At 64.3% G+C, this 19,653-nt stretch carries 17 protein-coding genes; 7 read left to right on the forward strand and 10 right to left on the reverse strand.

The features are described 5' to 3' along the window. Positions 1-5 precede the first annotated feature (5 nt). Together AC2FNY_RS15130 and AC2FNY_RS15135 are read right to left on the reverse strand one after the other, a co-directional pair. Entirely contained in the window at positions 6-185 is a 180-nt protein-coding gene (locus AC2FNY_RS15130; RefSeq protein WP_234139658.1) for a hypothetical protein, read from the reverse strand. Between the two features lie 50 nt (positions 186-235). Further along, the gene (locus AC2FNY_RS15135) at positions 236-1,342 is read right to left on the reverse strand and encodes a pyridoxal phosphate-dependent aminotransferase (RefSeq protein ID WP_496802957.1); all 1,107 of its coding nucleotides are present in this window, start codon (positions 1,340-1,342) and stop codon (positions 236-238) included. A gap of 92 nt (positions 1,343-1,434) precedes the next feature. Between AC2FNY_RS15135 and AC2FNY_RS15140 the strand changes: the two genes are divergently transcribed. Further along, positions 1,435-2,505: an SMP-30/gluconolactonase/LRE family protein gene (locus tag AC2FNY_RS15140; protein ID WP_496802958.1), complete on the forward strand. Its 1,071-nt coding sequence runs from the start codon at positions 1,435-1,437 to the stop codon at positions 2,503-2,505. A gap of 73 nt (positions 2,506-2,578) precedes the next feature. Then, positions 2,579-3,361 (forward strand): crotonase/enoyl-CoA hydratase family protein, encoded by a 783-nt coding sequence (locus AC2FNY_RS15145; protein WP_496802959.1) that lies wholly within the window; start codon positions 2,579-2,581, stop codon positions 3,359-3,361. Between the two features lie 170 nt (positions 3,362-3,531). Here the strand turns inward: AC2FNY_RS15145 and AC2FNY_RS15150 are convergent, their stop codons facing one another. The 4 genes from AC2FNY_RS15150 to AC2FNY_RS15165 all read right to left on the reverse strand — a co-directional run bounded on the left by AC2FNY_RS15150 (position 3,532) and on the right by AC2FNY_RS15165 (position 9,723). Next, positions 3,532-4,929, reverse strand: a complete 1,398-nt coding sequence (locus tag AC2FNY_RS15150) for an alpha/beta fold hydrolase (RefSeq protein ID WP_496802960.1) — start codon at positions 4,927-4,929, stop codon at positions 3,532-3,534. Between the two features lie 72 nt (positions 4,930-5,001). Continuing rightward, a complete protein-coding gene (locus AC2FNY_RS15155) occupies positions 5,002-5,334 on the reverse strand; it encodes a DnaJ family domain-containing protein (RefSeq protein WP_496802961.1) in 333 nt (110 codons plus the stop codon). Between the two features lie 81 nt (positions 5,335-5,415). Further along, positions 5,416-8,478, reverse strand: a complete 3,063-nt coding sequence (locus tag AC2FNY_RS15160) for a valine--tRNA ligase (RefSeq protein WP_496802962.1) — start codon at positions 8,476-8,478, stop codon at positions 5,416-5,418. A 357-nt stretch (positions 8,479-8,835) separates the two neighbouring features. Beyond that, complete coding sequence (locus AC2FNY_RS15165) at positions 8,836-9,723, reverse strand: phytanoyl-CoA dioxygenase family protein (protein WP_496802963.1); 888 nt, start codon at positions 9,721-9,723, stop codon at positions 8,836-8,838. 104 nt (positions 9,724-9,827) lie between these two features. Between AC2FNY_RS15165 and AC2FNY_RS15170 the strand changes: the two genes are divergently transcribed. Further along, positions 9,828-10,739, forward strand: coding sequence for a LysR substrate-binding domain-containing protein (locus AC2FNY_RS15170; protein WP_496802964.1), 912 nt, complete (start codon positions 9,828-9,830; stop codon positions 10,737-10,739). Here the strand turns inward: AC2FNY_RS15170 and AC2FNY_RS15175 are convergent. Then, on the reverse strand, positions 10,712-11,440 hold the full coding sequence (locus AC2FNY_RS15175; protein WP_234139665.1) for a dienelactone hydrolase family protein: 729 nt from the start codon (positions 11,438-11,440) through the stop codon (positions 10,712-10,714). The genes AC2FNY_RS15170 and AC2FNY_RS15175 overlap by 28 nt on opposite strands. Positions 11,441-11,601: 161 nt before the next feature. On the opposite strand from AC2FNY_RS15175, the gene AC2FNY_RS15180 reads away from it, so the two are divergent. Next, a complete protein-coding gene (locus AC2FNY_RS15180) occupies positions 11,602-13,893 on the forward strand; it encodes a xanthine dehydrogenase family protein molybdopterin-binding subunit (RefSeq protein ID WP_496802965.1) in 2,292 nt (763 codons plus the stop codon). Continuing rightward, positions 13,868-14,947: a T6SS phospholipase effector Tle1-like catalytic domain-containing protein gene (locus AC2FNY_RS15185; protein ID WP_496802966.1), complete on the forward strand. Its 1,080-nt coding sequence runs from the start codon at positions 13,868-13,870 to the stop codon at positions 14,945-14,947. The genes AC2FNY_RS15180 and AC2FNY_RS15185 overlap by 26 nt, the downstream gene beginning before the upstream one ends. 203 nt (positions 14,948-15,150) lie before the next feature. Here AC2FNY_RS15185 and AC2FNY_RS15190 read toward each other — a convergent pair whose 3' ends face one another. Continuing rightward, positions 15,151-15,636: a PaaI family thioesterase gene (locus AC2FNY_RS15190; protein WP_496802967.1), complete on the reverse strand. Its 486-nt coding sequence runs from the start codon at positions 15,634-15,636 to the stop codon at positions 15,151-15,153. Positions 15,637-15,697: 61 nt separating this feature from the next. Then, a complete protein-coding gene (gene metF / locus AC2FNY_RS15195) occupies positions 15,698-16,564 on the reverse strand; it encodes a methylenetetrahydrofolate reductase [NAD(P)H] (protein WP_234139668.1) in 867 nt (288 codons plus the stop codon). Between the two features lie 106 nt (positions 16,565-16,670). Between metF and AC2FNY_RS15200 the strand changes: the two genes are divergently transcribed. Beyond that, positions 16,671-17,576 (forward strand): LysR family transcriptional regulator, encoded by a 906-nt coding sequence (locus AC2FNY_RS15200; RefSeq protein WP_496802968.1) that lies wholly within the window; start codon positions 16,671-16,673, stop codon positions 17,574-17,576. Positions 17,577-17,609: 33 nt separating this feature from the next. Here AC2FNY_RS15200 and AC2FNY_RS15205 read toward each other — a convergent pair whose 3' ends face one another. Further along, positions 17,610-18,650, reverse strand: coding sequence for an NADP-dependent oxidoreductase (locus tag AC2FNY_RS15205; protein ID WP_496802969.1), 1,041 nt, complete (start codon positions 18,648-18,650; stop codon positions 17,610-17,612). A gap of 174 nt (positions 18,651-18,824) precedes the next feature. Here AC2FNY_RS15205 and AC2FNY_RS15210 point away from each other — a divergent pair, with 174 nt between their 5' ends. After that, positions 18,825-19,610 carry an inositol monophosphatase family protein gene (locus AC2FNY_RS15210; RefSeq protein WP_234165939.1) on the forward strand — a complete coding sequence of 262 codons (786 nt, stop codon included), beginning with the start codon at positions 18,825-18,827 and terminating at the stop codon, positions 19,608-19,610. Positions 19,611-19,653: the final 43 nt, after the last annotated feature.

Genomic DNA, 19,653 nt, shown 5'->3' on the forward strand with positions numbered 1-19,653 from the left:
GCGGTTCAGCGCATCCGTACGGCCAGCCGTGTGATGCCATGGTGAACGAGCGCCGCCAGCAGCAATGCGGCGCCAAAGCCCCAGAGCGCCCAGACCAGTATCAGGATCCAGGTCAGGTTCACCCCGAGCATGACCAGGGCAGGGATTGTGTAGTCGGGCGCACGCCCGATGCCGCGTTCATCCATGATCCGCAGTTTAGGGCAAATTGCCTGAATGTCAGGTAAATCCGTTGCGATCAGCGGCGTGCCGCCGCCAAGGCGGCGGGCAGGGCGGTGGCAAACGCGTCCAGATCGGCCCTTGGTCCGCAACTGACGCGGATGCAGCGATTGTGTGGCTCGGCAAAGGGCATCCGTACAAAGATGCCAGATGCGACCAGGTTATCCAGAACGCATTTTGCAAAGATGCCATCTTTGCCGCAGTCGATGGTCACGAAATTGGTGGCCGACGGCAGCGGTATCAGTCCGTTTTCGCGCGCGATTTCACCAAGGCGCGTGCGGGCTGTCGCGATCTCTGTCTGTACATGCGCAAGCCATTCACCATCGGCCAGCGCCGCCAGCGCCCCGGCCTGGGCCGCGCGGTTCATGCCGAAATGGTTGCGCACCTTGTTGAAGGCCGCGATCAGCTCTGGCGCCCCCAGCGCATAGCCCACCCGCGCGCCCGCCATGCCATAGGCCTTGGAGAAGGTGCGCATGCGGATCAGGCGCGGATCATCGGCATCGACCTGAACGGCGGTGCCGTCGGGGGCGCATTCCACATAGGCCTCGTCCAGCACCAACAGCGTATCCTCGGGCAGCGCCTGCATCGCGGCCACGATATCGGCGCCCTTCAGCCAACTGCCCATCGGATTGTCGGGATTGGCGAGATAGACCAGCTTGGCCCCCACCTCGGCCGCCTTGGCAAAAAGCGCCTGCGGATCCTCGTGATCGCCGGCATAGGGCACCTTGTGCAACACCCCGCCAAAGCCCGCCACGTGATAGTTGAAGGTGGGATAGGCGCCTTCGGACGTGACCACCGGATCGCCCGGACCCACCATCAGGCGCACCAGGTAGCCCAAAAGGCCGTCGATCCCTTCGCCCACCACGATATTGTCGGGCTGAACCCCGTGATGCGCCGCAAGCGCCGCGCGCAGGTCGTGGTTTTCCGGGTCGCCATACATCCAGATCTCAGACGCTGCCCGCTGCATCGCCTCGATGGCGCGGGGCGAGGGGCCAAAGATATTCTCGTTCGCGCCCAGCCGGGCGGCAAAGGGCGCGCCGCGCTGACGCTCCTGTGTCTCGGGGCCGACAAAGGGCACGGTGGCGGGCAGCGATTGGGCAAGCTGGGTGTATCGAGGTCCGGTCATGCGCGCCACATAAGCGCAAGCCGCGGTGCCGGGCAAGACTTGCCTTTGCTGGCCCCGCCTCGCATGGTGCGCCCAAGTGCAAAGAGGTGCCCATGCGTTACGTTCTGATCCTGTTGCTCGCTGGCCTTGGCTATCTGTTGTTCTGGCCCGTTCCGGTGGCGCCCGTGGCCTATCACCCGCCGGAAAACCCCGGTTTCACCGGTGATTTCGCCGAGAACCGGGTTCTGGACAAGGCCGAATTCGTGCCGCTCCCCGACGGTGAAATCGGCCCCGAGGATCTGGCCGTGATGCCGGACGGCACGGTCTATACGACGTCGCTTGCGGGCAATCTCTATCGCATCGACGGCGCGGTGCCGGAGCTGGTCGACCGGCTGGGCGGGCGGCCGCTGGGCCTCAAGGCGGGACCGGACGGCGCGCTTTACATCGCGGACAGTTTCCGGGGCGTCCTGCGCTGGACAGCACCCGGCAAGGTCGAGACCGTGGTGGACCGGATCGACGGTGCCCCGGTGATCTATGCCAACCAGCTGGATCTGGGGCGCGACGGAACCCTCTATTTCTCGAACTCCACCGACCGGTTCGATCCCCGGACGCTGGGCGGCACCAAGCCCACTTCGGTGATGACCGTCTGGGAACAGTCCGATACCGGATATGTCGCGCGGCGCACGCCCGACGGCAGGGTCGAAAAGATCGCCACCGGTTTTGTCTATACCAACGGCGTTGCCCTCTCGCCGGACGAGGACTTCCTGCTGATCAACGAAACCGGGCGGGCGCGGGTGCACCGGCTGTGGCTCAAGGGCGAAAAGGTGGGCCAGACCGAGGTGTTCCTGGAAAACCTGCCGGGCTATCCCGACAATCTCGAGGCACAGGGCGACGGCACCTATTGGCTGGCCTTTGCCAGCCCGCGCGTGCCTGCCGAGGCGCTGATGCCTTACCCCTTCCTGCGCAAGGTGGTCTGGCGATTGGGGCCCAAGGTACGACCCGCGCCGATCCATCGCGGCATGCTGATCCAGTTCGACGGAGAGGGGCGCATCCTGCGTACGGTGCAGGACCCCGATGGCCGGTTGGGCATCACCACCGGTGGCAAGCAGGTGGGCGAGATATTCTATGTCATGACGCTGGACAGCCCCGGTTATGCGCGCATGAAGGCCGCGGACCTGCCCTGATCTGCCCCCACGTCCCGCTGGCGCTTGGACACAAGAGCGGGCAGTCTGGCTCCAAACAGGAATGGAGGCCCCGATGGCGCGCGTATCTGTCGAATACAAGGACCATATCGCATTTGTCACCCTGACGCGCGGCGACAAGATGAATGCGCTGGATCAGGCGATGTTTCAGGCGATCATCGCGGCAGGGCAAGAGGTTGCGGCCTCGGACGCACGGGCGGTGGTGCTGTCGGGCGAAGGCAAAAGCTTCTGCGCGGGGCTTGATGTGGCGAATTTCGCGGCCTTTGCCGGACAAGACCCGGTCGAGATGCTGATGCCGCGCAGCCACGGCGACACCAATGCGTTCCAGGAGGTAGCGATGGTCTGGCGCCGGGTGCCGGTGCCGGTGATCGCGGCGTTGCATGGGGCGGTCTATGGCGGCGGGTTACAGATCGCGCTGGGGGCGGACATCCGCATTGCCGCACCGGATACGAAACTGTCCGTGCTGGAAATGAAATGGGGCCTGATCCCGGATATGGGCGGCATGGTTCTGTTGCCGCAACTGGTGCGCTCGGATGTGCTGCGTCTGCTCACCTATACCGCGCGGTCCATCGGGGCCGCCAAAGCTGCCGAGTGGGGGCTGGTGACAGAACTGGCCGATGATCCGCTGGCCGAGGCCACAGCGCTGGCGCAAGAGATCGCGGGCAAGAGCCCGTCAGCGATACGGTCCGCCAAGCGTCTGATCGAGCTTGCTGAATCGGAACAGCGAACCGATGTCTTGCTTGCGGAATCGCACGAACAGGCGCAGCTGATCGGCAAGCCGGATCAGATGGAAGTGATCGCGGCCCAGATGCAAGGGCGCGCACCAGTCTTCAAGTAGCGGGTTCAGACTTTCGCGAAAGTCTGAAGACAAATCCTCGTCGAGGATTTGTGCCAATTCCTTTCAGGAATTGACCTGCGCATCGGCGTGCTTTCCATTTCTGCCTGCTGCACTCCCAAGCGGGGTCTCACCATGTGCGGTGAGACGAGGGCATCCGCCAATCTTCCCTCTCAACTTTCGACAATCTCTGCCAGAAAGGCCGAGAATTCCGAAAGGAACAAATCCAGTGCGGGTGAGCCATCAATGAGGGCATGGTTGTTTCCAGGCAGGGTAACAAAGCGCGCGCCGGGGATCAGCGCCGCCATCCTGCGCCCCTCGGCCACAGGCACGCGCCGGTCGCCTTCGGAGTGCAGAACCAGTGTTGGAGCCTGGATTCGGGATGCATAGTCTGAAACCTCGACCGAGGCGTTCATCGTATTGATCCGGGCCGCCACATCCGGCGAGCATGAGACCCGCTGCAACTCGTCAAAACTGGATTTCTGCGCCTCGGTGGAATCCGGCATCATGCTTTCGGTGAACAGGTGCCGATAGGCCGGGTTGGGTGATCCCCAGCCTTCGCGGATGAGAACGTTTGTCGCCTCGGACAGGGCCGACTGTTCGGGTGAATTGCGCATGAACGCGCCTCTGAGATAGCCCGCGACCAGCACCAGGCCAGAAACTTTTTCCGGATTTTCAGCGGCATAGCGCACAGAGAATGCGCAGCCCTGCGAGATACCGAAGAGCACGAACCGGTTCAGGCCAGCCGCCTCGACGATGCTGCCGATGTCCGAGATCATCGCGTCCTCGGAAATCTCGGCCGGGTCCCGATCGGAAAGCCCGTTGCCGCGTTGGTCGAAGCGGACAAGATCGCATCTGTGCGACATCTGCTCCAGGAACGGCCCCCAGACGGGGCTGCGCCATTCATAGTCGAGATGGTTGAGCCAGTTGGGTGCCTTCAGGACACTCGGCCCTTTGCCGATCCGCGCCCATGCCAGTTGTGTGCCGTCCCCCGCAATGCAGAACGACACGTGCTGGGCCTGTGAACGGGCGGTATCGGGGCTGTTGTCCCGGCTACGGTCCGGCACCCATTGCCAGACACGGATCGGGCGTGTGATGTTCTTGACCTTCTGCAATCCGAGATCGGTGAACGGCTCTGCTATCCGATCCTGCGTAATCTGGTGTACGATGTCCGAGATACAAATCCCGCCAGGTTCCGAAATCGCCTCCAACCGGGCCGCGACATTCACCCCGTCACCGAAGATGTCCCCGTCTTCCAGAAGGATATCGCCGATATTGATTCCGATGCGGTACTGGATGCGCTCCTTGCGCGGGGTGTCGGCCTCACGCTGCTGCATGGCCTGCTGGATCTCCAGCGCACAGCGCACGGCGGCCTGCGCGGTGTCAAAGCGCGTCAGCATGCCATCGCCGGTCGTCTTGACGATCTGGCCACCCGCCTGCGCGATGGCGGGGTCGATCAACTCGCGGCGATAGAGTTTCTGACGCCCCAGAACATCGCTTTCGTTGCGCTCCATCAGACGCGTGTAGCCTGCCATATCGGCGGCCAAAATGGCGCAAAGCCGGCGTTCCATGACCGGGTCCCCCGTCGCAATTCCTTCACCCGTCCCAGCGATGATACATGGAAAATGCGAAATCGCGCCCTGCTATTTCAGGAAGGCGCGCCGCGCGTCCCGGGCCATGCTGTAGCGCATTTCTAGGTCGGCGATCCTTGCCATGGCGGCCTTGCGGGCGTCCGGATCGGTCAACCCGGAATAGGCCGCCCGCGCTTCATCCAGTTGTTTTTTGATAACAAACTCCTCGGGCAGGACGCCCGCCTGCGCCATGATCCGGAACCCGGCGGCAACCGCCGGGTCGCCCGTCGCCTCGTTGGAGCGGTCGGGCAGGGGTTTGCCCTCGCCTTCGAGACCCGAGAGCTTGCCCTCGGCGCGGGCTTTGAGGATCTGGCGTTCGATCAGGGTACGCAGGCTGTTCAGCATGAGCGGAGCCTAGCAAAAACCCCCGCCGGTTGCGACATCGGCGGGGGCGTTTTCATGAGTATTTGGAGCGAAGTGAAAGGCTCAACCCAGTTCCGCCAGACGCGCCAACGCCTCGTCGATCCGGGCTTCTTCCTCTTCGCGGGCGGCAAGGTTCTCGCGCGCCTCTTCAACCACCTCGTCGGGAGCAGATTCCACGAATTTGGGGTTGTTGAGACGTCCGCGCAGGCCGCCCAACTCCTTGGCGAGCTTGCCCTTGGCCTTTTCCAGACGTTCCTTCTCGGCGCTGATGTCGATGATCTCGGCCAGCGGCAGGCCAAAGGCCGCGCCAGGGGCCGCGATCGAGATGCAGCCCTTGGGCATGACATCCGCCTTGGTCAGGCTGTCGATCCGCGCCAGACGCTTGATCAGCGCTTCGTTCCGTTCCCAGGCGGCCTGTCCGTGATCGTCGATTTCCGTCACGATCATGGGCACATAGAGGCCGGCAGGCACGCGCATCTGGGCGCGGGCGGAACGCGTGTTCTCGATCACCGAGATCACCCAGTTCATCTCGCGGTCAGCGGCGTCATCGACCAGATCCGCGGCCTTGTAGGTGGGCCAGTCGGCATGCACCAGCATCTTTGCCCGTTCGGCGGTCAGCCCCCAAAGCTCCTCGGTGATGAAGGGCATGATCGGGTGCAGCAGCACCAGGCACTGGTCCATCACCCAGCGCATGGTGGCGCGGGTCTCGGCCTGGGCCTCGGTGTCTTCGCCCTGCAACAGGGGTTTGGAGAGTTCGACGTACCAGTCACAGACCTTGCCCCAGACAAAGGCATAAAGCGCGTTGGCCGCGTCGTTGAAGCGGTAGCTGTCCAGCGCCGCGTCCACCTCTTCGCGCACGCGGGCGGTTTCGCCGATGATCCAGCGGTTGACGGCGGCCTTCGGCGCCAGCTCGGCGGCGCTCAGCTGCGGCACGGCGTCGGTAAAGACCTCGTTCATTTCGGCAAAGCGGACCGCATTCCACAGCTTGGTGGTGAAGTTGCGATAGCCGGTGATCCGCTCTTTCGACAGTTTCAGCACGCCGCCAATCGCCGCCATGGACGCATTGGTAAAGCGCAGGGCGTCGGCGCCGAATTCGTCGACGATCTCCAGCGGGTCGATGACGTTGCCGGTGGTCTTGGACATCTTCTTGCCCTTCTCGTCGCGGACGAGCTGGTGCAGATAGACGGTGTGGAACGGCACCTCGTTCACGACCGCAAGCTGCATCATCATCATCCGGGCGACCCAGAAGAACAGGATGTCGAAGCCGGTGATCAGGACCGAGGTCGGGAAGTACCGGCGCATCTCGTCGGTATCCTCGGGCCAGCCCAGCGTGCCGATGGGCCAGAGGCCGGAGGAGAACCAGGTGTCGAGCACGTCGGGATCTCGGGAGAGGCTAACTTCAGAAAGCCTAGTTCCGTCGAAGCCAAACCCCGACATTTCCCCTGAGGTTCCATTCGGGTAGAAAGAAACGTCGACATCTTCTCCATAGTAGGCTTTCGCCTGAAGCGTAACTTCGGCTTCGTTCGCTGCGCAAAAGCGCTTCTTGCCTCCTTTCACCGATGGGTAAGCGTCGATTTCTTCTTTAGTCGGCCCATACCAAACCGGGATCTGGTGTCCCCACCAGAGCTGGCGCGAGATGCACCAGGGTTCGATGTTTTCCAGCCAGTGGTAATAGGTCTTTTCGCCCGATTCAGGAATGATCTTGACCGTGCCGTCGCGCACCGCGTCCAGAGCGGGGCCCACGACCTTTTCGGCGTCGACGAACCACTGGTCGGTCAACATCGGCTCGATCACCACCTTGGAGCGGTCGCCAAAGGGCTGCATGATGGGCTTGGCCTCGACCAGCGGCACAAGCTTGTCTGCACCTTCCTGATCGGGCTTCAATGCGGTTGAACCCAGACGCGGGTCGTCGGCGCGGGTCATCACGGCGAGACCCTCGGTGGTGATCTCTTCGACCACTTTCGCCCGTGCCTCGAACCGGTCGAGCCCGCGCAGGTGGTCGGGAACCAGGTTGATCACGTCGATCTCGTTTTCGGTGAAGTCCTTGCCGCGCGCATAGTCCTGCGCCTTGCCTGCCTCTTCGGCATAAGGCGCACCGTCGGCCCGCATCTGGCCGCGCGTGTCCATCAGGCGGTAAAGCGGGATGCCGCCACGCTTGGCCACCGCATAGTCGTTGAAATCATGCGCGCCGGTGATCTTGACCGCGCCCGAGCCGAAATCCTTGTCCGGGTACTCATCGGTGATGATCGGGATCTGGCGGCGGTGCTCCTTGGGGCCCACGGGGATTTCGCAGAGCTTGCCCACGATGGGGGCATAGCGCTCGTCCGAGGGGTGCACGGCCACCGCGCCGTCGCCCAGCATGGTCTCGGGCCGGGTGGTGGCGATGGAGATATAGTCGCGCTCTTCCTCGAGCACGATGTTGCCGTCTTCGTCCTTCTCGACATAGGTATAGGTGGCGCCGTCCGCGAGCGGGTATTTGAAGTGCCACATATGGCCCGCGACCTCGATATTCTCGACCTCGAGGTCCGAGATCGCGGTCTCGAAATGCGGGTCCCAGTTGACCAGACGCTTGCCGCGATAGATCAGGCCCTTGTTGTACATGTCGACAAAGACCTTGATCACCGCATCATGAAAATTCGGCGAATTTTCATGGCCGGTGCGCGGGTCGCCGGCCGCGCCCGCCATGGTGAAGGCATTGCGCGACCAGTCGCAGGAGGCGCCGAGGCGTTTGAGCTGATCGACAATGGTGCCGCCGTACTGGCCCTTCCACTCCCAGACCTTCTTGAGGAATTCCTCGCGGCCCAGTTCGCGGCGCGAGGGCTGCCCCGTCGCGGCCAGCATCTTTTCCACCTGCATCTGGGTGGCGATGCCCGCATGGTCCTGACCGGGCTGCCAGAGCGTGTCGAAGCCGCGCATCCGGTGCCAGCGGATCAGGATGTCCTGGAGCGTGTTGTTGAAGGCGTGGCCCACATGCAGCGCGCCCGTCACGTTGGGCGGCGGGATCATGATGGTGAAGCTTTCGTCACGCGAACGGTTGGCGCCCGCCTTGAAGGCGCCGGCCTCTTCCCAGGCCTTGGTAATGCGGGCCTCGGCCTCGGCCGCGTCGAATGTCTTTTCCATCGCCATCGTGGGGATCCCTTCGGTCAATCGAGGGATCAATTACCCAAAGGCGAGGCGAAGGAAAAGGCGGCAGGCGGCGATTTCTTGTTGCTTCGGGCCGGATCGCGGGTGGAGGGGGCGGAAATGAGTATTTTTGACCAGAAAGAAGCGGCAAGTCTTTGTTAACCAGAATCGCCGCAGGCTGGCGGGGCGGTACAGGCTGGAGAGCCGATGACCGCACCAGGAAGAAGCCGCCCCTGTCCCGCGGCAGGATTATCCCCTTGCGGACGGACGGCCGCCGGATCGGGGCGCTTCGTTTGCTGCTTCTTTCTGGTCACAAATACTCAAATGGCGCACCCGTGGGGTTGGGCGCGGCGTCGGGGGTTATCCGGCTGTCTGGTAGAGCGGCACCGCGCTGCTGGCGCCCTGGGCCAGGGCCTTGGCCTGGTCGGCGCGGATGCGCTCGTAGAGCGCCAGCGCCTCGGGTGCAAAGAGGCGCGCGGGCGCGTCGACGGGGATGAAATTGCCCGAACTGTCCGTGCCGCGCGCAGGCATGGCATAGTCGCGTTCGGCCACCAGTTGTTTCACATTGGGGTTGAGATAGCGGATCGCCATGCCGATGCGGCGGTCGTCCGAGCGGTTGGGGCCGGAGCCGTGGATGGTCAGCCCGTGGTGCAGCGACATCTGGCCCGGCGCGAGTTCGATATGGGTCTTGTCGGCCTCGGCCACGTCGACGGCGATCTCCTGTCCTCGCGACAAAAGGTTGTTTTCGGAATAGGTATCGGTATGGGGCAGTATCGGGTTCTTGTGGCTGCCCGCCACGAAATCCATACAGCCGCTTTCCACCGTCGCGGGCGACAGCGCCAGCCAGGCGGTCACCTGGTCGGGGGTTTCGCCCATGCCCCAATAGGTCAGGTCCTGGTGCATGCCGACCACATGGGTGGTGCGCGGTTCCTTGATGAAGAACTCGGCCGACCAGACCAGGAGGTCGGGGCCAAGCACGCCCTGGACCAGGTCGAGGATGCGCGGGTCGCGGGCGATGCGGGCGGCGAGCGGCATCACAACATGGGCATTCACGCGCTTGTACATGTTGAGCGGTAGCGGCAGGTCGGCGGAGAGCCAGTCGCGCTCGATCTGTTCCAGTTCGGCGCGCAGGGCGGCGGCCTCATCCTCGGGCATCACCTGCAACGGGTGCAGGAAGCCGTTCTGCCAGTATTGCGCGGTCTGCTCGGCAGAGAGTTGGCCGTTCGTGGTGGGAATGGGGCTGGGCATCGGGGTTTCCTTTGGTCGCGTTTCCGGCAGGGTAGCGGTGGTGCGGCGCGGTTCAGAGCGGTAAGTCTTGCCGGTCAGGGTAAGTTCAGCTTAGCCTTGTGGTCATGGTATCGCGGATCCCCTCGCTCAACTGGTTGCGTGTCTTCGAGGCGGCGGCGCGGACGCAGAGCTTTGCCCGGGCGGGGGCGCAGCTCAACATGTCGGCGGCCGCCGTCAGCCAGCAGATCAAGGCATTGGAGGGGCATCTGGGCGTGGCGCTGTTCGAGCGGCGGGCGCATTCGGTGGTTCTGACCGAGAGGGGGCGGGCCTATCTGCCCGGTGTGCAGCAGTCGCTGTTGATGCTTGAGACCACGACGGCGGGGCTGTTCGGGGGCGGTGGTGAGCAGATCGTTTATGTCCGCTCGATCCTGCTCTTTGCCCAGGGCGTGCTGGCCCCGGCGCTGGGCGGGTTCATGGCGGCATATCCCGGTGTCGATCTGCGCTTGAGTACCGGCAATGACGTGGCCGATTTCCAGGGTTCGGTGGCGGATATGCAGATCGTGTTCGGCAACCCGGCTCTGTTTGGCGGGCAGGCGGACGATCTGATGGGCGAGCGGCTGTATCCCGTGGCGCATCCCGATCTGGCGGCTGGGATTACCCGCCCGGAGGACCTGTTGCGGCATCGGCTGATCGACGTTTCAGCGCATCGGGCGGGGTGGTTGCGCCTCTTCGAGGCGCTGCGCCTGTCACCGGCGGCGGGGCAGTTCCTGTTTGTCGACAACACGGTGATGGCGGCGGCGCTGGCGGCCGAAGGGGTCGGGCTGGCGCTGGCGCGGGCACCTGCCAGCGACACGCTCATGGCGCGGCATGGGCTGGTGCGCTGCCTGCCCGGGGTCGAGACGCCGGGGCTGGAACGCTATCATCTGGTCTGCGAGGATCGCGCGCGGTTGCGCAGGCCTGCGCGGCAGTTCCGCTCTTGGCTCCTGGATCATCTGGGAGGAGGGCCTGATCAGGCGCCCAGCCGCTCGCGGAAATAGGTTTCGACCCGCGCATAGGCCGGTTGGTGAAAATGCAGCGTCAAAAGGGAATGTTGGGTGCCCGGGTACTCGACCGTGTCCAGCCCGTCGCCAAACGCAGTTTCTAGGTTCCGCATCAGCCTTGCGGGGGCCATCTTGTCGTCGCGGTAACGCATGCCCAGGGCTGGCCCCTTGGCGGACATGCCCGCGCGGGCACCGGAAATGTCGGCCTCGCTCATAGGCAGCGCGTCGCCCCCGAAAACGGGCAGGGCCGGCTGGCTGGCCACGGCACCCAGAACGGCGTCATCGGCCATCAGGGCCAGGGCGAAACTGCCGGTCAGGCACATGCCGATCACGCCGATGCCCGGCACGCCCTGCCGGTCGCGGATATGGCGGGCAAGGGCGCGCATCCACGTGGCAACCGGGCTTTGTCGGCCCCTGAGAAACATGTTGAACTCGCGACGGACACAGAACAGGCGCGCGGCGTTGGTTACAAGCGTGGTCTTGCCGAAGGTTCCGAAGAAATGTGGCAGGTAGACGGTGAACCCCGCCGCGATCAGGCGGTCGGCCAGCGCCAGTGTCTCGGGGCCGATACCGGGCAGTTCCTGCAACAGCAGGATGGGCGGACCGGAGCCTTTGACATGCACACTGTGTCGGGCCTCGCGCCCGCTGTCCAACGGGGCGGCGAAGGTGAAACACTCATCCGGGTTCCAGCTGCACATGCACGCTTATAGGCCTTTTGCGTGCACAAATCCACGCGCTTGAGCGTGGTACCACTGGTGTATGGCTCAGAGGCGCACTCTGCGGTATCGCCGGGCGACTGGACAAGCCGTGGTCACAGGCTAGTCTCGGGTGAAGCGGAATGCGGGCGAAGGGGAAAGCAATGGAAAAATTCGGCAAAAGCCAGCCGGTTACGCGGATCGAGGACCAACGCTTTCTGACCGGCCAGGGCCGGTATGTCGACGACCTGGTTCCGGGTGATGCGCTGGTGGCGATGTTCTTTCGCTCGCCGGTGGCACATGGTGAAATCCTCGATCTGGACCTGGGCGCGTCGCGCGAGATGCCGGGCGTGCATCTGGTGCTGACACTGGACGATCTCGAAGCGGCAGGGGTCAAGGTGGGGCTGAGCGGCACCACCATGGCCAATCGCGATGGTAGTCAGGGTGCGGCGCCGGAACGGCCGATGCTGGCGCGCGACCACGTACGTTTCGTGGGCGAGGCGGTGGCGATGGTGGTGGCCGAAACCGCCGATCAGGCCCGCGACGCGATCGAAGCGATGGGCATGGATATCCGCGACCTTCCGGTGATAACCGACGTGGGCCCGGGCGGCCCGGCGATCCACGCGGAGGCTCCCGAGAATCGTGCCTTTGATTGGGGGCTGGGCGACGAGGCCGCAACCGAGGCGGCCTTTGCCAGCGCAGCACATGTGGTCGGGTTGCAGGTCGACGACAACCGGGTCATCACCAACTCGATGGAGCCGCGCGGCTGTTACGCCGAGATGGTCGAGGGGCGACTGCATTTCGCCTATGGCGGCCAGGGTGTCTGGGGGATGAAGGCGCAACTGGTAGAGAAGCTGGGCATCGCGTCCGAGGATCTGCGGGTGACTACCCCGGATGTGGGGGGCGGGTTCGGCATGAAGGCGATGCCATACCCCGAATATTTCACCGTCGCCCATGCGGCACGGGTGCTGAACCGACCGGTGCGCTGGATGTCGGACCGGACCGAGGCGATGCTGAGTGACAATCATGGTCGCGACCTGACCTCGCTGGCGGAACTGGCCTTTGACGCCGATCTGCGCATCACGGCCTACCGGGTGCGCACCCGCTGCAATCTGGGCGCCTATAACAGCCATTTCGGGCAGGCTATCCAGACCCAGCTGTTCTCGCGCGTGTTGACCGGGGTCTATGACATCCAGACCGCCTGGTTGCAGGTCGAGGGGTACTATACCAACACGACCCAGGTCGATGCCTATCGCGGGGCTGGCCGGCCCGAGGCGATCTATGTGCTGGAGCGGGTCATGGACCGGGCCGCGCGCGAGTTGGGGGTCACCCCCTGGGAGATCCGGCGCCGCAACTTCATCCGGCCTGAGGCGTTCCCCTACAAGACCGCGACGGGCGAGACCTATGACGTGGGCGATTTCGACCGCCTGCTGCGGCTCGCTGAGGCCGAAGCGCAGGACTTCAGCGTACGCCGGGATAACGATGCTGTGCGCGGCCTGCTGCGCGGGATCGGAGTGTGTTACTATATCGAAAGCATTCTGGGCGATCCTTCCGAAGGCGCGGAGATCGCTTTCAACGAGGATGACACCGTGGACCTGATGGTCGGCACACAATCGAACGGGCAGGGGCACGAGACTGTCTATGCTCGATTTCTGGCCGACCAGACCGGCCTGCCGATGGACCGAATCCGGGTCGTGCAGGGCGACAGCGACCGCATCGCGCAGGGCGGCGGTACCGGCGGCTCGCGTTCGGTTACGGTGCAAAGCAATGCGACTTTGGCCACAGTTGAACGCATGGTTGCCGCATTCACGCCCTTTCTCGCGGGCAAGATGGGGGTTGAGGAGAGCGCGGTGATATTTGACGATGAAACCTTTCGGGCGCCCGGCTCGAACCTGACGCCCTCGCTGCTGGAGGCCGCTGCCATGGCGCGGGCCGACGGGCGCAAGGACCTTCTGCGCCATGCCGCGCGGGCCAAACTGCCGGGGCGGTCCTATCCCAACGGCGCGCATCTTGCCGAGATAGTGATCGACCCAGAAACCGGTCATGCCCATGTGGACCGTTACCGGGTCTGGGACGATTTTGGAAACCTGATCAATCCCTTGCTTGCCGAGGGACAGGTTCATGGCGGGGTGGCGCAGGGGATCGGCCAGGCGCTTTGCGAACACGTGGTGCATGACGACGAGGGGCAGCTGCTCACGGCATCGTTCATGGACTATGCCTTGCCACGCGCAAGCGAGGTTCCCATCATCGGGTTTACCTCGGTGCCGGTGCCGTCGACAGCCAACCCGATGGGGATGAAAGGCTGTGGCGAGGCCGGTACGGTCGGCGCATTGGCCGCGATTGCGAACGCGGTGCAGGATGCGATCTGGGATCGGGGGGTGAGGCAGACAGATATGCCCTTTACCCCTCTCAGGCTTTGGGAATTGCTGAATGCTGAACCTGTCGCGGCTGAGTAGAAAGTTACTGGGATGGCTCGGGCGGCCGCTCAGCGCCGCCCATTCTGGCGAGGTGCGCCAGCGGGGACCGCAGACCCATGTGATCATCCTCGACGGGACCATGTCGACGCTGGAGCCGGGGCGCGAGACCCATGCGGGACAGACCTATCGGCTGATGTGCGAGATGGGGGCGCAGGTTTCGGTGTTTTACGAGGCCGGGGTGCAGTGGACCAGTTGGCGCACCACGCCCGACGTGATGATGGGCCGGGGGCTGAACCGCCAGATCCGGCGGGCCTATGGCTATCTCGCCTCGCGCTATCGTCCGGGCGACCGGATCTTTCTGCTGGGATATTCACGCGGCGCCTATGCGGTGCGCAGCCTGGCCGGGGTGATCGACATGGTGGGACTGTTGAAGTCCGAACATGCCACCGTCCGCAATATCCGGCAGGCCTATCGCCATTATGAATGCGACGTCCAGGGACCGCATGCACAGGTGTTTCGCGACCTCTACTGTCACCGGGACGTGATGATCGAAATGGTCGGGGTCTGGGACACGGTCAAGGCGCTGGGCCTGCGACTGCCGGTGTTGTGGCGCCTGTCGGAACAGCGGCACGCCTTTCACAGCCACCATCTGGGCCGTAGCGTGCGCCATGGCTATCACGCGCTGGCGCTGAACGAGACACGCGACGTGTTCGAGCCGATCCTGTGGGACTGCAAGCCCGAATTCCGTGGCCATGTGGAGCAGGTCTGGTTCCGTGGCACGCATGGCGATGTGGGCGGGCAGTTGGGCGGGGATGAGCGCGCCCGGCCGCTGGCCAATCTCTCGCTGGTCTGGATGCTGGAGCGGGCAGAGAATCTTGGCCTGCCGCTGCCCGAGGGCTGGCGCGCGCGCTTTCCCACCGATCCCAACGCGCCTTCGGTGGGCACCTGGAACGGCTGGGGCAAGATATTTTTGCTACGCTCGGCCCGCACCGTCGGCCGTGACCCCAGCGAGCGGTTGCATGAAAGCGTGACCGGCGACGCGCTGCCCACCGGTTTGCCGGCCCCCTACCTGCGCTCACGCAGTTACGGCTGAGCGGACTTCTGCCAGATAGCGCGCCTGCGGCGCAAGACGATATCTCGGCGGCGTGCCGCCGCCTCGGGCGGGTGTTCGTTGTGAGGCCGCGCAATGCGTGCCGGTCGGCAACGGGTTGAGATGTCGGATGCCTCCGGCGGGAGTATTTTCGGCGAAATGAAGAGGCGGGGGTGCCGCTTCTTTCTGGTCACAAATACTCGAATTCAACCGCGTGGGATATTCAGGACGATGCAGGTGGTCGAGCCGGTGGCATAGAGGCGGTCGTCCTCGACGCCCCTGATCTCGCCATGGGCGACGCCGGTGGAGCGGCCGACGTGATCGGCGATGCCTACGCATTCGACCTCGGTTCCGGTCGGGATCGAGCGGATGATGTTGATCTTGTATTCCAGCGTCGTATAGGCCGCGCCCTGGGGCACCATCGTCTGCACCGCGCAGGCCATGGCGCTGTCGAGCAGGGTGCCGTACCAGCCGCCATGCACGGCGCCAAGCGGGTTGCAGACATCGAAGGTCGGCGTGCCGCGAAAGGCGACGCGGCCTTCGGCGACCGTGTGCAGGTGATAGCCCATGGTGCGCGCGATGGGCGGGGCGGGCAGGCGGCCGTCGAGGATGCCCTGCATGAAGTCGAGCCCGGAGATATTGGCCATGTCGGCCGGTCCCAGCAGGTCTTCGGGTCCGTTGGCGAAAGTCATGGCGCGTTCCTCCGGTTCAGGGTCGGAGGAACGCTATCAGGGGCCGCGGGATGCTCAACCGTTACGCGACGTTCTGGAGCGCTACCTTGGGGGTGACGCCAAGCGCGTGGCAGACATCGCGGGTCAGTTCGGGGCGGTTCAGCGTGTAGAAATGCAGCTTGTCGACGCCGCCCTCGATCAGCTCCGAGCAGAGCTCGGTGCAGATGGCGGTGGCCAGCAGATCCTCGCGCCCGTCGCGGGTGGCCTTGTCAAAGGCGTCCTCGACCCATGCCGGGATATGGGTACCGCAGCGGCGGGCGAAGTTGCGCGCGCCTTTCCAGTTCTCGATCGGCAGGATGCCGGGGGTGATCTGCTTGTCGATGCCTGCCTTGGCGCAGGCGTCGCGGAAGCGGAAGAAGGTGTCCGCCTCGAAGAAGAACTGGGTCAGCGCCTCATCCGCCCCTGCGTCCAGCTTGGCCTTCAACCAGTCAATGTCGGCCTGGGCGCTGGCGGCTTCGGGGTGGATGTCCGGGTAGGCGCCGACCCTGATGGCGAATTTGCCGGTTTCGGCCAGGGCCTGGATCAACTCCACCGAATTGGCAAAACCGCCGGGATGCGGGGTGAAGCGGCCCGCGCCCTGCGGCGGGTCGCCGCGCAGGGCGACGATGTCGGTGACACCGGCCCGGGCAAAACTGTCGGCAATGGCCAGCGTTTCCTCGCGGCTGGCCTGCACGCAGGTCAGGTGGGCCGCCACGTTGAGGCCCGAGGATTTGTGCAGCGTGGCCACCGCGTCGCGGGTCAGCTCGCGGGTGGTGCCGCCGGCGCCATAGGTCACCGAGACGAAACGGGGGGCCAGTGGCGCCAGCACCTGCACCGTATCCCAGAGCCGGAACGAGGCTTCGAGGTTTTTCGGCGGGAAGAATTCGAAGGAAATCTGGGGGGCGGTCATTTGGGCGGTCATCCTGCGCAAAGGGCGATGTTTCGCCTCTTGTCGCACTTGCAGCATTGTGAGACAACTTCATAATACTCAAGAACAACATGAGCGAAACTTTAGGATGCATATCGAATTCCGGCATTTGCGGACCATCAAGGCGATCCATGATTGCGGCGGGCTGGCCCGCGCCGCCGATCAGCTGAACATCACCCAGTCGGCCCTGAGCCATCAGATCAAGGGGTTGGAGGATCAGGCCGGGGTGGAGCTGTTCGTGCGGCGGTCGAAGCCGATGAGACTGTCGGCGGCGGGGATGCGCCTGCTCAGGCTGGCCGAGCAGATCCTGCCGCAGGTCGAGGCGATGCAGGCCGAGTTTTCGTCGCTGCGTGACGGGCGGTCGGGTCGGATGCATATCGCCATCGAATGTCATGCCTGTTTCGAATGGCTGTTTCCGGTGCTCGAGGCATTTCGCAAGAACTGGCCTGATGTGGATGTGGATATTCGCCCCGGACTCGCCTTTGACGCGCTGCCGGCGCTACAAAAGGAAGAGGTGGATCTGGTGGTGTCCTCGGACCCCGAAGAGATCGCCGGTGTCGAGTTTGTCGAGCTTTTCGACTATAACCCGGTCTTTGTGGCCGCCTCGACCCATCCTCTGGCGTCGAAGCCCTGGATCGAGGCAGAGGATTTCCGGGGTGAGACGCTGATCACCTATCCGGTGGAGCGCACGCGGCTGGACGTTTTCAGCCAGTTGTTGATCCCGGCGCGGGTGGAACCGGCACAGGTGCGCCAGGTGGAGCTGACGGCGGTGATTCTGCTGCTGGTTGCGTCGAACCGGGGCGTGTCCGTCTTGCCCGACTGGGTGGTGCGCGAGGTGAAATACAGCTCGGACTATGTCACCCGCCCGCTGACCGACACGGGTATCACCCGGCGGCTCTACGCGGCGGTGCGCAGCGAGGATCTGGAAAAGCCATTCGTTCAGGAACTGGTTGGACTGGCCCGCAGCGAGGCGCGCAAGCTTCAAAGCCAGTAGCGCGCAACGCCGATACGCCATTCAGGCTCTCGGTCAGATCAGTTTGACGATCTGTTTGCCGGTATTTCCACCCTTGAGCATGGACATGAAGGCGGCAGGCGCGTTTTCCAGCCCTTCTGCCACGTCCTCGAGATAGCGGATCTCGCCGTTGGCCAGTTTTGGGGCTACCTCGGACAGGAAGGCCGGGTAGCGGCCGAAATGGTTCGAGATGATGAAGCCGTTCACGGAAAGGAACTTGACCAGGATAGAGCGCCAGATTGCCGGACCGGTCAGTCCGGGGTCCGTCGCGCCCGCGCCCAGGCCACCGGCATTGTACCAGCTGATCATGCCGCAGATCGGGATACGGCCAAAGTTGTTCATCAGCGGCAATACGGCCTCCAGCACCTTGCCGCCGACATTCTCGAAATAGATGTCGACCCCGTCCGGGCATTCTGCGGCCAGCGCCCGGCGCAGATCCGCCGCCGTCTCGAAAGCGCGGTGATCCAGGCAGGCGTCAAAGCCAAAGGTCTCGGTGGCGATGCGGCACTTGTCGGCTCCACCCGCGACGCCCACCGTGCGCAGCCCGGCCAGGCGCGCGACCTGACCCACCATCGAGCCCACCGGCCCGGTGGCCGCGGCCACCACCAGCGTTTCACCGGCCTTGGGTCGACCATGCTCCATCAACCCGAACCAGCCGGTAAACCCCGGCATGCCCAGCACGCCCAGCGCGGTGGTGATCGGCATCACCTTGGGGTCGATCTTGCGCAGCATCTTCGCGGGCTGCACGCCATGTGTCGCCCAGCCGAACATGCCGAAGGCGAAATCGCCCGGCGCAAACCCCGGGTCGTTCGAGGCGATCACCTCGCCCACGCCACCGGCCTCCATCGTGCCACCGATGGGCACCGGCGCGGCATAGGATTTGGCATCGTCCATACGGCCCCGCATATAGGGGTCGAGCGACATGTAATGGACGCGTACCAGCACCTCGCCGGGGCCGGGAGCGGGGACGGGCGCTTCTTCATACGAGAAATTGGCGGCCTCGGGCGCGCCGGTCGGGCGGCTGGCGAGGGCGATGCGGTACATGCAGTCGGTCATGGGAGGGCTCCTTTGCTCGGAAACAGTCTAGAGTGCCGCTCGGGGGCTGCAAACCGTGCCGAGCCGATGACGCGGCGCCATGCACCGGTATGGCAACCGCCTTGCACAGAGAGCCCCTTGGCAAGTCGCGCCCGCGCGAGTATACGCGCGGCTTGACCGAACAGGAGCTCCCCGATGATTGGCAGTGCGAACCTCAACATCATGATCAAAGCCGCCCGCAAGGCAGGCCGGTCGCTGGTGAAGGATTTCCGCGAGGTCGAGAACCTGCAAGTGTCGATGAAGGGCGCGGGCGATTTTGTGTCCAAGGCCGATATCGCCGCCGAGGCGATCCTCAAGGAAGAGCTGCGCAATGCCCGCCCGACCTATGGCTGGGTGGCCGAAGAGGGCGGTTCGGAAGAGGGCGAGGACCCCACGCGCCGCTGGATCGTCGATCCGCTGGACGGAACGACCAACTTCTTGCACGGGCTGCCGCATTGGGCGATCTCCATCGCGCTCGAGCACAAGGGCAAGGTTGTCGCCGGTGTCATCTATGACGCCGCCAAGGACGAGATGTTCTTTGCCGAAAAGGGCGAAGGCGCCTGGATGAACGATCAGCGTATCCGGGTGTCGGGTCGCCACCGGATGATCGAGTCGATCTTTGCCACCGGCCTGCCCTTTGGCGGGCGCGCCGACCTGCCGCTGACGCTTCAGGATCTGGCGCGGCTGATGCCGGTCTGCGCCGGCGTACGGCGCTGGGGTTCGGCGGCCCTCGACATGGCTTATGTGGCGGCGGGCCGCTACGAAGGGTTCTGGGAACGGCGCCTGAATGCCTGGGACATGGCTGCCGGGATCATCATCGTCAAGGAAGCGGGCGGCCTGGTCGAGGCGCTCGATCCTGAAAACTCGATCCTCGACAGCGGTGAGGTGATCTGCGCCAACGGCAATATCTTCGATCCATTCGCCAAGGTGATCCGCGGCTAGGTCGCGACCTAGATTTTTCGTCGAAAAATCTTGAACCCGGCCA

Source organism: Ruegeria sp. BHSC223 (genome assembly GCF_059613025.1).